Origin of the sequence: Indolivaga alginatilytica (assembly GCF_003201355.1) — a bacterium.
GTDB lineage: Bacteria > Bacteroidota > Bacteroidia > Bacteroidales > Dysgonomonadaceae > Dysgonomonas_A > Dysgonomonas_A alginatilytica.
This window is the reverse complement of the sequence record NZ_QICL01000002.1, coordinates 161,783-176,641: the sequence shown is the minus strand read 5'-3', so window position 1 is coordinate 176,641 and position 14,859 is coordinate 161,783. Positions and strand designations below refer to the sequence as shown.

General features: G+C 37.9%; 15 protein-coding genes. 7 read left to right on the top strand and 8 right to left on the bottom strand.

What is annotated here, in order from left to right; translation table 11 throughout:
- Nucleotides 1-6: 6 nt before the first annotated feature.
- The 4 genes from pbpC to CLV62_RS03465 all read left to right on the top strand — a co-directional run bounded on the left by pbpC (nt 7) and on the right by CLV62_RS03465 (nt 5,953).
- Nucleotides 7-2,376 carry a penicillin-binding protein 1C gene (gene pbpC / locus CLV62_RS03480; RefSeq protein ID WP_110309405.1) on the top strand — a complete coding sequence of 790 codons (2,370 nt, stop codon included), beginning with the start codon at nt 7-9 and terminating at the stop codon, nt 2,374-2,376.
- A gap of 282 nt (nt 2,377-2,658) precedes the next feature.
- On the top strand, nt 2,659-3,588 hold the full coding sequence (locus CLV62_RS03475; protein ID WP_110309404.1) for a DnaJ C-terminal domain-containing protein: 930 nt from the start codon (nt 2,659-2,661) through the stop codon (nt 3,586-3,588).
- Between the two features lie 95 nt (nt 3,589-3,683).
- On the top strand, nt 3,684-3,998 hold the full coding sequence (locus CLV62_RS03470; protein ID WP_110309403.1) for a chaperone modulator CbpM: 315 nt from the start codon (nt 3,684-3,686) through the stop codon (nt 3,996-3,998).
- A 191-nt stretch (nt 3,999-4,189) separates the two neighbouring features.
- Nucleotides 4,190-5,953: a DUF4091 domain-containing protein gene (locus CLV62_RS03465; RefSeq protein WP_245903993.1), complete on the top strand. Its 1,764-nt coding sequence runs from the start codon at nt 4,190-4,192 to the stop codon at nt 5,951-5,953.
- 72 nt (nt 5,954-6,025) lie between these two features.
- On the opposite strand, the gene CLV62_RS03460 is transcribed toward CLV62_RS03465, so the two are convergent.
- The 3 genes from CLV62_RS03460 to pepE form a co-directional block, all read right to left on the bottom strand.
- Complete coding sequence (locus CLV62_RS03460) at nt 6,026-6,394, bottom strand: hypothetical protein (RefSeq protein WP_110309402.1); 369 nt, start codon at nt 6,392-6,394, stop codon at nt 6,026-6,028.
- A gap of 28 nt (nt 6,395-6,422) precedes the next feature.
- Nucleotides 6,423-8,498 (bottom strand): HD family phosphohydrolase, encoded by a 2,076-nt coding sequence (locus CLV62_RS03455; protein ID WP_110309401.1) that lies wholly within the window; start codon nt 8,496-8,498, stop codon nt 6,423-6,425.
- Nucleotides 8,499-8,576: 78 nt separating this feature from the next.
- The gene (pepE, locus tag CLV62_RS03450; protein WP_110309400.1) at nt 8,577-9,290 is read right to left on the bottom strand and encodes a dipeptidase PepE; all 714 of its coding nucleotides are present in this window, start codon (nt 9,288-9,290) and stop codon (nt 8,577-8,579) included.
- Between the two features lie 382 nt (nt 9,291-9,672).
- On the opposite strand from pepE, the gene CLV62_RS03445 reads away from it, so the two are divergent.
- Nucleotides 9,673-9,975, top strand: a complete 303-nt coding sequence (locus tag CLV62_RS03445) for a Dabb family protein (RefSeq protein ID WP_110309399.1) — start codon at nt 9,673-9,675, stop codon at nt 9,973-9,975.
- The gene (locus CLV62_RS03440) at nt 9,975-10,637 is read left to right on the top strand and encodes a DNA alkylation repair protein (RefSeq protein ID WP_110309398.1); all 663 of its coding nucleotides are present in this window, start codon (nt 9,975-9,977) and stop codon (nt 10,635-10,637) included. Before CLV62_RS03445 ends, CLV62_RS03440 begins: the two co-directional genes overlap by 1 nt.
- A gap of 30 nt (nt 10,638-10,667) precedes the next feature.
- Here the strand turns inward: CLV62_RS03440 and CLV62_RS03435 are convergent, their stop codons facing one another.
- The 5 genes from CLV62_RS03435 to CLV62_RS03415 all read right to left on the bottom strand — a co-directional run bounded on the left by CLV62_RS03435 (nt 10,668) and on the right by CLV62_RS03415 (nt 13,469).
- Nucleotides 10,668-11,399, bottom strand: a complete 732-nt coding sequence (locus tag CLV62_RS03435) for a biotin--[acetyl-CoA-carboxylase] ligase (protein WP_110309397.1) — start codon at nt 11,397-11,399, stop codon at nt 10,668-10,670.
- Nucleotides 11,396-11,776, bottom strand: a complete 381-nt coding sequence (locus CLV62_RS03430) for an MmcQ/YjbR family DNA-binding protein (protein ID WP_110309396.1) — start codon at nt 11,774-11,776, stop codon at nt 11,396-11,398. The genes CLV62_RS03435 and CLV62_RS03430 overlap by 4 nt, the downstream gene beginning before the upstream one ends.
- Nucleotides 11,777-11,788: 12 nt before the next feature.
- Nucleotides 11,789-12,166: an MmcQ/YjbR family DNA-binding protein gene (locus tag CLV62_RS03425; RefSeq protein ID WP_110309395.1), complete on the bottom strand. Its 378-nt coding sequence runs from the start codon at nt 12,164-12,166 to the stop codon at nt 11,789-11,791.
- 63 nt (nt 12,167-12,229) lie between these two features.
- Nucleotides 12,230-12,595: a YraN family protein gene (locus CLV62_RS03420; protein WP_110309394.1), complete on the bottom strand. Its 366-nt coding sequence runs from the start codon at nt 12,593-12,595 to the stop codon at nt 12,230-12,232.
- A 115-nt stretch (nt 12,596-12,710) separates the two neighbouring features.
- Nucleotides 12,711-13,469: a hypothetical protein gene (locus tag CLV62_RS03415; RefSeq protein WP_146212692.1), complete on the bottom strand. Its 759-nt coding sequence runs from the start codon at nt 13,467-13,469 to the stop codon at nt 12,711-12,713.
- Between the two features lie 556 nt (nt 13,470-14,025).
- Between CLV62_RS03415 and pyrH the strand changes: the two genes are divergently transcribed.
- A complete protein-coding gene (gene pyrH, locus CLV62_RS03405) occupies nt 14,026-14,736 on the top strand; it encodes a UMP kinase (protein WP_110309391.1) in 711 nt (236 codons plus the stop codon).
- The last annotated feature ends 123 nt before the right edge of the window (nt 14,737-14,859 follow it).

Below are 14,859 nucleotides of genomic sequence, written 5' to 3'. Positions count from 1 at the left end.
AGATCAATGAAAGAAAATATCAAAAAGTGGATAAACAGATATAAGAATGCCAAGCTTAAATACAAAATAGCAATTCCTTTGTGCAGTATTTTAGTTATCTGGTATATATTCTGTCTGCCTTCGCCACTTTTTGATGTTCCATATAGTACGGTGGTCTCCGATAGAGAAAACGAATTATTGGGGGCACGTATTGCCAACGATCAGCAATGGCGTTTTCCTTCCGTTGATTCCGTCCCCGAAAAATACAGAGTATGCGTTACTCAGTTCGAAGATCAGTATTTCAGTTATCACTGGGGTATAAATCCGATCTCGCTCTTTAGAGCCATTAAACAGAATATCTCTCAGAAACGAATTGTAAGTGGGGCTAGTACCATTACCATGCAAACCATCCGTTTATCGAGAAAAGAAAAGCGGACTTTCGGAGAGAAGTTTATTGAGATGATTTTAGCTACACGGCTTGAGTTTTCCTATTCGAAAGATGAAATTATAAATCTATATGCTTCACATGCTCCAATGGGCGGTAATGTTGTAGGAATAGAAGCCGCATCATGGCGATATTTCGGGCATCAATCCTCTACCCTATCTTGGGCAGAAGCGGCAACACTGGCTGTACTTCCTAATTCTCCTGCAATTATGCACTTTGGTCGTAACAGAGAGAAACTTTTAAACAAACGAAACAACCTACTCAAGCGTCTGCAAGAAAAGGGAGTTATTGATGAGATAGATTACGAGCTTTCGATAGCCGAGCCCCTACCCTTCGAACCCTATTCACTACCACAAGTTGCACCTCACCTTGTAACTAAGATATATATGGAACAAGGCGGCAAACATATACGCTCTACCATTGATAAACGCCGACAATTATTGATTGAGAATATATTATCGAGATGGAATGCCGAATTTGCACAGAATGAAATAAAGAACATCGCCGCAGTAGTTATCGATATTGAAAAGAACGAGGTTGTTGCTTATTGCGGAAATGTCAATTTCGATAAAAGCGTCTCAGCCAATCAGGTAGATGTTATTCAAGCACCGCGAAGTACGGGTAGTATATTAAAGCCGTTCCTCTATTGTGCCATGCTTCAGGATGGTCAATTACTCCCCAATCAATTACTGGCAGATATACCGATCAATATCAACGGTTTCAGCCCTAAGAATTTCAGTCTCAATTACGATGGTGCAGCTCCTGCTTCCGAAGCATTGGCACGATCTCTCAATATTCCGTTTGTGGTTTCACTCCGAAAATACGGTATACCCAAATTCTACTCCCTATTGAAGGAGGCAGGTATGACAACTTTGTCACGTTCGCCCGATACTTATGGGCTTTCGCTTATTCTGGGTGGAGCTGAAGGTAAATTATGGGACATCACGTCTATGTATGCACATATGGCACAATCTTTGAACGATTATAACGACGAACAACGTTACTGGAAACACAAACCGATCTCGTATATCTACAGCGAGGATAATAACGAACCTATTGAGCGTATTACGAGACCACTGTTTGAAGCGGGTGCTATCTGGCTGACCTTTGATGCTCTGACGAATGTAAATCGTCCGGAGGAGATCGATTGGAGGTCTATCCCATCCATACAAAAAATTGCATGGAAAACAGGCACAAGCTTTGGTTTCCGCGACGGTTGGGCAGTGGGAGTTAATCCTAAATATGCCGTTGGCGTATGGGTGGGTAACTCAGACGGAGAAGGTCGCCCGGGATTGACGGGTGCAAGAACTGCCGGAATGGTAATGTTCGATATCTTCAATTCGCTACCCACATCCAAATGGTTTACACCTCCCACAAGCGATCTTATACAAGCTGAAACATGTAAAGAAAGCGGAATGTTGACGGGCATAAATTGTCCTGAAACATCAGCCGATACAGTATGGATTACTAAAAAAGGTATGGAGACTAACGCCTGCGATTTTCATATAAGGATAAATGTATCCGAAGATTTCAAATACAGAGTGTATGAAAACTGCGCAGGAAGCAGAGGTATAGTACAAACTTCGTGGTTTGTTTTACCGCCTTCGTGGGAATGGTTTTATAAAGAACAACATCCGTCTTATCAGATGTTACCACCATTTTCGCCCGAATGTATGGACGAAGATCAAACCAAAACGATGGAATTCATATATCCGTTTGCAAATGGGGTTGTAAGTATACCGAAGCAATTGGACGGATCGCCCGGAAAGGTCATCTTCGAACTGGCTCACCGCAATCCGCAGACAAAAGTATATTGGCACTTAGATGATACTTATGTTGGCGAGACTCAGAATTTTCATAAGAAAGAATTAGCTCCCGTTGCAGGGAAACACCGATTGACTGTTGTGGATGAAACGGGCAACTCATTAGTTCTTAACTTTACTGTAAAGTAAGGTCGCAGACCTTTTTATTGCTTTGCAGGAAGCTATCTCAAAGGAGATACAGAATATCGAATATACTGTACTTCATCCCAACCTTCTCCTATAGAGAGGGAGCAAAGAATGAGATTTTAGTCTTCGAATAATAAGGAAATAACTTTGCTGCTTGGCGACTTGGCGTTTAATATAAAATCTCTATATTCAGTATGTTTTGTGTGTCTATTCCACCTTTGGGACAAACTCGGCAAATGAACGAATAAGCAGGATAAGATGTTAATAACATAAACTAAATAAAATATGGCATTTATTGATTATTATAGCGTACTTGGGCTAAAAAAGGATGCCTCAGCCGACGACATCAAAAAGGCATATCGAAAATTAGCCAGAAAGTATCATCCCGATTTAAATCCGGATGACAAGGAGTCACATCAAAAATTTCAGCAGATAAACGAAGCTAATGAAGTTTTGAGTGATCCCGAAAAGAGAAAAAAATACGATACATATGGCGAACATTGGCAACATGGCGAAGAATACGAGAAAGCCCGTCAACAACAATCTCAAAGTGGAGGTTTTGGAGGAGGCTTCGGCGGATTTGGAGGCGATGCCAGTTATAGTTATTCTAGCGACGACAGCGAATTTTCGGACTTCTTTGAATCCTTATTCGGAAACAGAGGAAGTAGAGGTTCACGTGGCGGCAGATCGCATGGCTTCAAAGGGCAAGACTATACTGCCGAATTGCATCTCAGCTTAAAAGATGCATCGGAAACACATAAGCAAACTCTTGCCGTTAACGGTAAAAATATACGTATAACCGTTCCCGCCGGTATTGCCGACGGACAAGTTATAAAACTACCCAAACAAGGAGGACCGGGAGTAAACGGAGGTCCTGACGGAGATCTGTATATCACATTTGTAATTGCAGAAGACCCGTTATTCAAAAGATTAGGAGACGATCTGTATGTAAATGAATCGTTAGACTTATATACCGCAGTACTGGGTGGTGAGACTATGATAGATACTCTATCGGGAAAAGTAAAATTGAAAGTAAAACCCGAAACTCAAAATGGAACTAAAGTTCGGTTAAAAGGCAAGGGGTTTCCTGTATATAAAAAAGACGGACAGTTTGGTGACCTATACATCACCTATTCTGTAAAAGTTCCAACAGGTTTGACTGATGAGCAAAAAGACCTCTTCAAGAAACTTGCAAGTTATCAATCGAAGGTCTAATACTTATTTATTACTTTGGTAAGTATAGGTACAATAGACTGATATTACTCGATAATATTGTATTGAATATTTACTGTTACTTAAAGAATATCGTTATGAAAACAGGACTAATTATAATAGAAGAATACTGTAACAGTTCGCAAGTAGAAGCATCTTTCATCGATCTGTTAGAGAACGAAGGATTGATAGAGATAGAGATAGTTGAAGGGGAACATTATATAAGAGAATCGCAGCTACCCGATTTAGAACGTTTTGCAAACTGGTATTACGATCTTTCGATCAACATCGAAGGTATAGATGTTATACAAAATTTATTGAAGAAAGTACAAACTCTGGAACAAGAACTCTACTCATTGCGAAAACTGAAATCGCTTCACCATAAAGATTTGTGGGAAGAGATAGACGAATAAAAAAGAGACATCTGTACAGATGTCTCTTTTCATTTTAATCACAAAAACTTCTTATTAAGAGAGCATTAACAATATTTGGTTTTCTTTACTAATTACTATTTACTACATTTATACCTTATTGCTGTAAAACAGTTTATAACGAAATACTATAATAACCAATCTTTTTAGATGCTATGAAAAAAACCTTGATTTTGGCAAGAAACTTAATCTGCCTGATAATCCTTTGCGGAATATCTGCAAGTTGCGAACAGAAAAGACCCCTAAAAACGTGTGATACCTTTGCTGAGATGGCTGATCCGACAGCAGACACGTTATCTAATTGGAGCCAGACACCTCCGGGACTAAATGCTTCTTTTGTGAGTATAGACGACAAATATCCGAAATCGGTAATGCCCGAAGTTAAAGCCAGCCAATCATATACAGTAACCGGATGGAAAGGTGAAAAACTTTCGGGACAGCTATTACTTTGGAGCGCTGAAGACATTCAACAAGTAGAATGCGAATTCAGCGACTTTACTTCTCCCAACGGAAAACTATCTTCTGATATAGCTCAAGCCAGATTTGTTCGTTATGTTATGACCGATATATTCGAGCCGGGTTGTGGCTATCGTAAACCTGAGGATTTCCCGTCGTCACTAGCTGCCGATATGCTCGATAATTTGGAGTGCTTCAATATCGAAGCTAAAACCGTACGTCCCGTATGGCTTAGTATAAACATTCCTCAATCGGCAACAGCGGGAACTTATAATGGTAAGCTTAAAGTATATGCCAGAGACCAAAAGACTCAGGAATTTGAGATCAGTATAGAGGTTCAAGATAGAACCTTACCCTCTCCCTCTGAATGGACTTATCATCTTGATTTGTGGCAACATCCTTCGGCTGTGGCTCGTGTTCAGAACTTAGAAATGTGGAGCGATAAACATTTTGAAGCTCTTAAACCCCAGATGAAAATGCTTGCCGATGCAGGACAGAAAGTAATTACCGCAAACATCAATAAAGAACCTTGGCACAACCAATGCTTCGACCCATATGCTGATATGATTATATGGACAAAAAACACAGATGGAACATGGACTTACGATTATGCCATATTCGACAAGTGGGTACAACTGATGATGGATTTAGGAATCAATAAAATGATCAATTGTTATTCGATGATTCCCTGGAATAACGAGATACATTATACCGATGCTGCTTCTAAAGAGATTATAAATGTGAAGGCTGATCCAGGAACAAAAATATTCGCTGATATGTGGACTCCTTTTTTAACTGATTTCACCAAACATCTGAAAGAAAAGGGCTGGTTAGAGATAACCAATATTGCTATGGACGAGCGTTCGCCCGAAGCGATGAAAGCAACAGTAGACCTGCTACAAAAAGTAGCTCCCGAACTAGGTATATCATTGGCTGATAATCACAAAAGCTACAAGAAATACCCATTCATAAAAGATATGTGTGTAGCTGCCGGTGCGAAAGTAGATTCGGCTGATATAGCTATGCGTCGCGAAAAAGGTTTGATAACCACGTATTACGTTTGCTGTTCTGATAAGTTCCCTAATATGTTTACATTCTCTAACTCAGCAGAGTCTGTTTATGCCAGCTGGTATGCTATTGCTGCCGATTTCGACGGTTTCTTGCGTTGGGCATACAACTCATGGGTAGAAAATCCATTGACCGATTCTCGATTCAGAACATGGCCCGGTGGTGATACATATATTGTATATCCTGAGGCACGTAGCTCTATACGCTTCGAACGTTTGATAGAAGGTATACAGGATTTTGAAAAGATTCGCATTCTAAGAGAAGACTTGAAGAAAGCCAACACTCCCGAATCTTTAAGCAAGTTGGAAAAACTGAATGCCGAAGTTGCTAAATTCAATACTATTGAACCAGCAGAGCCTATTAATGATATGCTGAATAAGGCGAAAATGACGATTAACGAAATCTCGAAGTAAAGAGAACGAAAAATAAAAAGAGGCGATGTTTGAAATCAAACATCGCCTCTTTTTATTTTAGAACAAATCTGTTTAAGCTTTATCTGCAAAATATTGCTTGATCTTGTCTTCTAAGAATAGAATAGCAATTATGGCACTGAATATAATCAGAGTACCTATGCTATATTCTTTGGAAATTACAAAACTGGCAATCCACGATCCAACCACCGCTACAACTAAAAGGATTCTACCGATTGCTTTACCTTTCAATAATAACAACCCTGAAATCAAGATTAGTGGACCTGCCACAAAATTTTCAATTATAACCTGAGTAATCAGATCGGGATTTTCAGAGAAAAAACCTCGCAATCCTATAAGTCCCAATATGCCTGCAACTATTCTTATAATTCCTAATACTACCAATACAATACTTACAACCCTTAAAGGCTTTGGTATATCCATTTTTTCAGAGAATTTAGTGTGTTTAATTTTACATCGAAGCTTTTTCTTCAGCTTCTTCTATGTTTTTTTCTGCCTCCTTTGATAACTCCGGATAGGCAATACGAGAATGATATATAGTCATCAGTTTCTCCTTGAATATGTTCTTTGCAATCTCAATATCCCTAAAGGTAATAGGTGCATTTCTGAGTAATCCGTCATGCATTTGAGTATCAATCAGCCTATTTACCAATTGAGATATAGATTCTTCTGTATATTCTTTTAGACTTCTCGATGCAGCTTCTACTGTGTCTGCCATCATCAGAATTGCTGTTTCTTTCGTAAACGGATTTGGACCCGGATACGAAAAATCAGCCTCACTTACAGCCTCATCTGCATGTTCGTTTTTATAGGAATTGTAGAAATATTTCACCTTTCCCGTTCCATGATGAGTTGCGATAAAATCGATAATCTGTTGAGGTAGATTATATTTGCGGGCAATCTTAATTCCTTCGGGCACATGATTTATAATTATACGCGCACTTTCTTTATAAGACAGTCCTATATGAGGATTCATTCCCGGAATCTGATTTTCGGTAAAATAAGCAGGATTAATCATTTTTCCGATATCGTGATACAATGCTCCCGTACGCACCAGAGGAGCATTTGCTCCAATACGAGTGGCTACCGCAGCCGCTAAATTAGAGACCTGCATCGAGTGTTGAAACGTACCCGGTGCCACCTCCGACAGTTGCTGCAATAAAGGTTTGTTGATATTCGATAGTTCGATCATACTTACTCCCGATATAAATCCGAATACCTTTTCGCACATATACACCAACAGGTATGCAAACATTACGAACATAAAGTTGATCGCAAAATAAAGGAACATCAATGGGTCAATCTGTTTGATATCACCTTTCAGAGCTAATGTCACACCAATATAAAGAGATGTATAGGTAAGTAAGATAAAGAACGACGATTTTATCAATTGAGACCTTTCCGACAAATCCTTCAAGCTAAAGATACACATAAAGCCTACGGGTATCTGCAACAGAAGAAACTCCTGAGGAAACGGTACCATCAGCGAACAGATTATAGCCGTTATAAGATGTGTAAGCATGGCTGTACGAGAATCGATAAATGTACGTACCATAACCGTTGCCATAGCATATGGGATTATATAGACATTGAATCCCAGCTTTACAAAGAGTCCCGTTAATACACATAGAGCAGTAACCATCATGAGCATAAACACCACATTACGCCTGTCATAATATTCTCTCGGACGGAAAAATATCAGGTAAGTCATAAACGCCATAATGAGGGCTGTTATCAATATAATATCTCCTACAACCATCCAATTCTTACGCGTAGTCGACCCCTCTTTCTGCTCTGTAATTTTTTGCAATGAATTGAGTATATGTACAGTCTTGGGTGTTACAATCTCACCTCTATCGATAATCTTCTGCCCTGCCAGAACGTTTCCTTCTGCAAAGGGGACTTTCATCAACAGTTCATCTTTAGCTTTCTTCGAAAGTTCGCTATCTAAGATGATATTATCATACAAGTAGTTATTCAAGTTGAGAGACTGAATAACATACAATTGCAAATTCTCGGGAAGATCGTTTATCAGCTTTTCATAAGCCAGTTTTGATGTATAAAAGGAATTAATATTCCGGATAGAAGCAACATTATCACCATTAATAAGATATAGTTGTTGCAAGTTACTTTCTTCTATTTTATCATAATCTGTAGCGGCAATTAATCCTGCCTGATAAATTTCGTGCATCTTTCGTTGCACATACTGAATATACCCTTCGGGTATTTCAGCTGCCTGAGCATCATTCGTAAACAGAGTGATTGCCCTTTCCGACCTGAATTTATCTAAGCTATAATAAGGAATATACTCCTTTAAAATACTATCCCTCTCCTGTTCTAATTGCGCCTCCGGCTTATAAATAGGAAAATCCATAGGGGCTGTTACAAGCCCATAGCGCCAAGGCTTACCTTCGCTCTCATTGTAGCTTACCGTAGTCTCGCGTGGAGCAAAGTAAGCTATCAGAATAATAGCAAATATAAAAAAGGTAGGGGTTGGTATTTTCAGCTTTTTATTTAAATATCCCATAGTTGAACAGTTGCAGGTAATTAGTTACGAGTTACAAGAAAGTTACTACGCTTATATAATAACTATTTACATATACTTTTAGTTCAGGCTTACCAAGAAATTGAAATCGTCCTTAGAAGTCAATTCATATGGCTCTTTTCCGAATTTAAATATACGTGCAGAGCGATCGCCGATTAACGATAATTTTCCATTCTCGAAATGCAGGATAGTTGATTCTCTCAAACCTACTACATATATTTCCGGATTTTCTATAATAAACTCATTTATTCTCATTTCTCTGGTTTCTCCGCCATGATTATCAGGATGGGCATCCAGATAATGCGGGTTCAACTGAAAAGGGACTAAATTGAGAGTTTCGAAACTTAAAGGAGCTACAATAGGCATATCATTCGTAGTTCTCAATGTCGGACATGCCACATTAGATCCTGCACTCCATCCGATGTAAGGTGTACCGGCATTCACTTTCTCACGAATAATATCTATCAGATCGTTTTCCTGCAGGGTTCGGGTCAATTTCCAGGTATTACCACCACCGATCATTATAACATCTGCAGTACGTATAGCTTCTTTGGCATTTACGAAAGTATGTATTCCTTTTACCTGAAGACCTACCTCCTGCAAGCTATCGTTTACCTTTCCCGCATATTCCTCATACGAAAAAGTAACCGCTGCATAAGGTATAAACACTATATTGAGAGGCTTATCTCCTAAAAATGATTTTATTGTTTGTTTAGGATAACCTAAATAGGATTCGCCCGGATTAGTTGAATTGCTCAGTAATAATAATTTCATTGTTCTAATTATTGGTAATTTCTATACAAATTTAAGTATAATATGATTGATGCAGTGTATATTGCGAAACAAAGTTTAAGTAAAACACCTGCTCCGGCTATATAAACTTGCTATAAAGGGCTGTTTCAATCCTTGTTTTTTATTTATCTTTGTTCATTGTAAGTAAGAGCCTGTTTAAATTTTAGCGAAAATATTTACTGCAGGCTCTTTCGAATTAGTCTTAGCTATTTTTTTATGCTCTTTATTAGCGTATTTTTCGTTTCTCCCTTTCGATTTAGCCCGCTAAATCAGCAAGCAAGAAACGAAAAATCCATCTAAAAATAGCTATAAAAAAAATTAGCTATAAAATTAAAACGGACTCTAAACAAAAAACAATTACACCATGGTTAAACATATTGTGTTCTGGAAGCTCAAAGAAGAAGCTCATGGAAATGATAAAGCAAAAAACGCTTTATTAATCAAAGAAAAACTGGAAGATCTTAACGGAAAAATAGATGGCTTGGTTAAAGTTGAAGTAGGTATTAATTTTCTTGATTCGGCTGCAAATTACGATGTAGCTCTTTACTCGGAAGTTGCATCTAAGGAAGCATTGGATGCTTATCAGAATCATCCGTTACACCAAGCTATATTACCTTTTGTAAAAGAAGCTGTAAACAGCCGGGTAGCCGTAGATTACGAAATTTGATGCAGGAAGAAATCATAAGAGATATTCGCAAGCGATGCCGAATGGCAATGAATGGTGTTGCTTCTGCGAGCATGAGAGGTTACGGGCTTAACTACAAACTCAATTTTGGCGTATCCATACAAAAGATAAAAGAGATTGCCTCTCGTTACGAATCGGATAAAAATCTGGCTGAAACTCTTTGGTTGGATGGCACTCGTGAGTTAAAGATATTGGCTACATTGTTATATCCTATCGATCAGTTTTCAGAGGAAACTGCAAATGAGTGGGTACATCAGATTCCTAATCAGGAAATAAGGGAACAAGTTTGTGTAAACCTTTTTCAGACTCTCGACTTTTCGGATCAGATAGGTTTAGAATGGATAAACAAAGAGGACGGGAATGTGCGAGCTACAGGATATTGGCTTATCGTAAGACGTTTACTCGCTAAGAAATTTACAGTAAAGATAGAAATAGATACATTTCAATATATCTGGAAAGACATTATTTCCGAAAACATTTCTCTACGTAATGCAGCCATTTTATTTCTGAAAAATGCAGGTAAGTTCTCTCCCGCATTGGCTGAGAATATTTTAGAGAAAGTGACTGTATTCAAAGATTCGGAAGATCCGTTGCAAAAAGAAATTTATGACAGTCTTTCTTTTGAATTCGAATTTCTACGATAATTGAGGGAATAAGCAGCTCTAAAAAACACCTTAAAGAATATATTTGATCTCTTTAAAGGCGAACTTTCGGGTTTCACCAGATTCGAGTTTTAAGACTAGCAATCCGGAGTCTTCAACATCATGAATCTGAGCAAGGAAGGTTATTTCAGTATCAGCAAACAGATAAAGCCCCTCTTTTCTGAATAAAGAGGCTTTATATTCAGCCTTTATTATTTCCGGAGAGTCTAATTTCGCATAGTAAGAAAGCATACGGTCTATTATTTGAGTCAGTATGTTCACTACATTATATGAATCGCCCGTAATCTGTTTCAACGATACAGGATTAGGGGCGTTACTTGTAAAAGTATCTTGATTCAGATTAAGCCCTACCCCTATAATCATTCGGTTGATTTCGTCCCCCATGATATCGTTTTCAATAAGAATACCCGTTATCTTCTTTTCTTTCCAATAAATATCATTCGGCCATTTGATCGAGACATCCGAGGTATAGTTATCCAACACATCTTTTATTGCCAGAGATATAATTTGAGATATAATAAACGGACGATCGGCTTTTAGACCTTTGGGATATAAAATAGTGCTGAACATGAGATTCTCGCCCTTTGCCGATTCCCACGAATTGCCTCTTTGACCTCGCCCTGCACTTTGAAAATCAACATATACAGATGTTCCGTCTTCCAAAGACTTCACATCACTCAGATTTTTCAGATAAGAATTGGTAGATGTTACTTCATCCAAATGAATAAACAAGGGCTCGTTCATATGTTTTTATCCTCCATGACCGCATATTCCGCCTGTCGTTTTTTTGGTAATTTCTTAATTACTTCTTCTACCGAATGCATAATAAGCTCTTTTATTAAATCATCAGGAACATCACTTTCCAGATAAATAGAGTTCCACGTTAAGGTTTTAGTATGCTGACCATTTACAACGCCTTCATATTTCTCTCTCAACTCTACCGACCTTTCGGGAAAACATTTCATACTCACCCTAAACTGTGCATCTTTCGGCTCTATATTCACATAAGCGAACATTTTATCCATTACTTTAAAGACCAATATTCTATCATCAAAGAAAGGAAAAGATTCACTCGCTCCTTTTACAGACAGACAAAATTCTCTCAGATCTTCGATATTCATATTAATCTCTTTTTATAATGAGTCCGACTTCATTTCAGCATATTCCGCCTGTTGTTTCTTGGGTAGTTTTTTTATGACTTCTTCTACCGAATGATTAATCCAGTATTTTAGTTCATCATCCGGCATATTTTGCTCAATGAAAATAGAGTTCCAATATTTTTTATTGGAATGGTAACCAGGTATAACACACTCATACTTTTCTCTGAGCTCTATAGCTTTTTCAGGATCACATTTCAGGTTTAACATAAAACCATCATCACGCCTCTCTAATCCCATATAGGCAAACATTTTACCCATTACCTTAAATACAATTGTAGTTTCATCAAAAGGAAAACATTCTTCCGCTCCCTTTACCGAAAGGCAATATTCTCTTACATCTTCTATATTCATATTATTTGAGTTATAGGTTATGAGTTACAGGTTACGGATTTGCCTCTGCAACTTGTAACTATTTTAGTTTACAGGCGACCAAAAGGCATCTTCTATATGGTCTATTTCCTGAGTTTTCTTATTTATCACGATAGCTATTACATCAAATCGGGCAGGAGTTTCAATATCATATTCTTTCAGATAAAAATCGGCAGCCTGCACTATTCGTTTGATCTTTGTTTTCGAAACAGCCTCTTCGGGATTTCCCCAGTGATCGGATGTGCGTGTTTTCACTTCCACAAAAACAATAAATTCGGAGTTAGACGCAATTATATCTATTTCATATTTTTCGCACCCCCAATTACGCTCCATAATCCGATAACCATTCTTACGAAGATAGTCTTCGGCCAGATCCTCACCTCTTTTACCCAGATCGTTATGTTCTGCCATCTTCCTGGATTTGTTTGATTATTAAGTATTACAAATATAATACTTAGCCCCGTAGCTATTATTATTTTTCAATGTATTCTTTAACCGGTTATATTTTCTGATAAAAGATAAAGCTTCACTTTTTTGAAGGCATAGTAATAGCTATAAAATTGTATTCGCCAGCCCAATCTTCTTCATCAACGGAATATCCGACTCTAAAATAAAGTGTATTATCAACCCAAAACGGGCTAAAGATAAACTCTCTGCGTCCTATATTGGCTTCGTATGGTATCTGCTCAATAATTTCCCACAAATCATCACATAATACTTCATATTGCTGTTTAGCTCCTCTCCATTCAATTCTTAAGTCCGCCGATTCTTGCCCTGTGTGCAATCCCGTTATTCTAAATCGCTTATCAGCAGAAGTTACAGAGTACGCCGGATTGTAAGCATCATCGCCCGTATCTGTAAAAAATGCCTGATCGCTACTATTTCCGCCATAGTACAACATGATACGCTCACGCGGATAGTATCCTTTCAGACCGTCAGTCTCTTGAATCAACAACCTGAATTTGTTGTTCCGTCGAAATTCCTTTATATAGTAGCATGAATCACCGTAAGCAGTAGAGATGTCATAAATTATATCATATTCAGGTCCTAAAATTTTCTGTATTGTTTCCATATCGGTTATGGGTTCCGATGGCGGCACAAAATGAATCGCCCGAAGACTGTCAAATTCAAATCGAGGCACTTGTCTCAAATGAAACTCTTTTTGCTGCACTACAACAACCGTATCTATCAGTCTGATGTTTTGATCGTCCGAATTATTGGCAAAACAATTTCCCGCCGAAACAAGGATGTATATTATAAGAAATAATAAAAACTTACTGTTCATCTTTTCTCTTTTTTTTTGTCGTACTTTTCTGCCTTTATCTCTACCCAATAATTATTAGCTAAAAGATATAATGTATCCCTTACTTATAATTACCGAATCCGTTTTCAGGCTAAAACCTTGTCGTTTATTGTTATAATTATCATCAAAGATTTGCCCGCTCATAGTCGGGAAAAACACAAATATCATTATTAAAACTAAAAGTGCAGTTCTCACATCAACAGAATTTAGTGTATTCTTTCCAAAGATAAAGAATATAAGAAAACGCATCATCTAAAAAAAAGCAATAATGCAGCATAAGTTATATATGATCTTCAATATTAATGGCCTTCAATAAAAACATCAACAAATTTCAGGTTGAAACAAATCGTTATTTTTATAATAATTAGCAGCTTTGATATTCACATTGGCTTGATTGTAACAAAAATTATTTAGTTTTGTATTTATTATTGTATAAATATTTAAGGTTTCGTGCCTGTTTAATATTTTGGCAAGTATAACAGATATTGTCTGTTGTTACCCTAAGATGTATCACTAAACACTTTTATCTACTTAATAAATGGCAAAATATAAGCGAGTACTGCTCAAACTTAGTGGCGAATCTCTCATGGGAGACAAACAATATGGTATCGACGAGAAACGTTTGTCGGAATACGCAGCCCAAATTAAAGAAATAGCAGAAATGGGTGTGCAGGTCGGAATAGTTATCGGAGGTGGAAATATTTTTCGTGGACTGAGTGGTGCATCGAAAGGATATGACCGTGTAAAAGGCGATCAGATGGGTATGCTGGCAACTGTAATCAATAGCCTGGGGCTTAGTTCGGCTCTGACCGCTATTGGACAAAAATCCCGTGTACTGACTGCCATACGAATGGAGCCTATTGGCGAATTGTATTCGAAATGGAAGGCTATCGAAGCATTGGAAAACGGCGAGGTTGTTGTTATCTCATGCGGAACGGGCAATCCATTCTTTACGACCGATACAGGGTCGGCACTTCGAGGTATCGAGATAGAAGCTGATGTTATGCTGAAAGGTACTCGTGTAGATGGCATTTATACTGCCGATCCGGAGAAAGATCCTACTGCAACCAAGTTCGAGAATATATCTTATGACGATGTATACAACAAAGGGCTTAAAGTAATGGACTTAACTGCAACAACAATGTGCAAGGAAAACAATCTTCCGATCATTGTTTTCGACATGGACACTGTTGGTAATCTGGCAAAGGTGATGAGAGGCGAAAACATTGGTACTTACGTTCACGCATAAGAGGTCGCAGACCTTCTTATTGCTTGGCTTGATATAACAAACAAGCAGACAAGCACTAATAGTAAACTCCATACATTCTTATTTAATAAACAAAAAGAATAAACATATTTGTAATTTTCACAA

Coding starts and splice junctions, on each gene's coding strand:
- pbpC (WP_110309405.1), top strand. CDS start 7: ATGAAAGAAAATATCAAAAAGTGGATAAACAGATATAAGAATGCCAAG.
- CLV62_RS03475 (WP_110309404.1), top strand. CDS start 2,659: ATGGCATTTATTGATTATTATAGCGTACTTGGGCTAAAAAAGGATGCC.
- CLV62_RS03470 (WP_110309403.1), top strand. CDS start 3,684: ATGAAAACAGGACTAATTATAATAGAAGAATACTGTAACAGTTCGCAA.
- CLV62_RS03460 (WP_110309402.1), bottom strand. CDS start 6,394: ATGGATATACCAAAGCCTTTAAGGGTTGTAAGTATTGTATTGGTAGTA.
- CLV62_RS03455 (WP_110309401.1), bottom strand. CDS start 8,498: ATGGGATATTTAAATAAAAAGCTGAAAATACCAACCCCTACCTTTTTT.
- pepE (WP_110309400.1), bottom strand. CDS start 9,290: ATGAAATTATTATTACTGAGCAATTCAACTAATCCGGGCGAATCCTAT.
- CLV62_RS03445 (WP_110309399.1), top strand. CDS start 9,673: ATGGTTAAACATATTGTGTTCTGGAAGCTCAAAGAAGAAGCTCATGGA.
- CLV62_RS03440 (WP_110309398.1), top strand. CDS start 9,975: ATGCAGGAAGAAATCATAAGAGATATTCGCAAGCGATGCCGAATGGCA.
- CLV62_RS03435 (WP_110309397.1), bottom strand. CDS start 11,399: ATGAACGAGCCCTTGTTTATTCATTTGGATGAAGTAACATCTACCAAT.
- CLV62_RS03430 (WP_110309396.1), bottom strand. CDS start 11,776: ATGAATATCGAAGATCTGAGAGAATTTTGTCTGTCTGTAAAAGGAGCG.
- CLV62_RS03425 (WP_110309395.1), bottom strand. CDS start 12,166: ATGAATATAGAAGATGTAAGAGAATATTGCCTTTCGGTAAAGGGAGCG.
- CLV62_RS03420 (WP_110309394.1), bottom strand. CDS start 12,595: ATGGCAGAACATAACGATCTGGGTAAAAGAGGTGAGGATCTGGCCGAA.
- CLV62_RS03415 (WP_146212692.1), bottom strand. CDS start 13,469: ATGAACAGTAAGTTTTTATTATTTCTTATAATATACATCCTTGTTTCG.
- pyrH (WP_110309391.1), top strand. CDS start 14,026: ATGGCAAAATATAAGCGAGTACTGCTCAAACTTAGTGGCGAATCTCTC.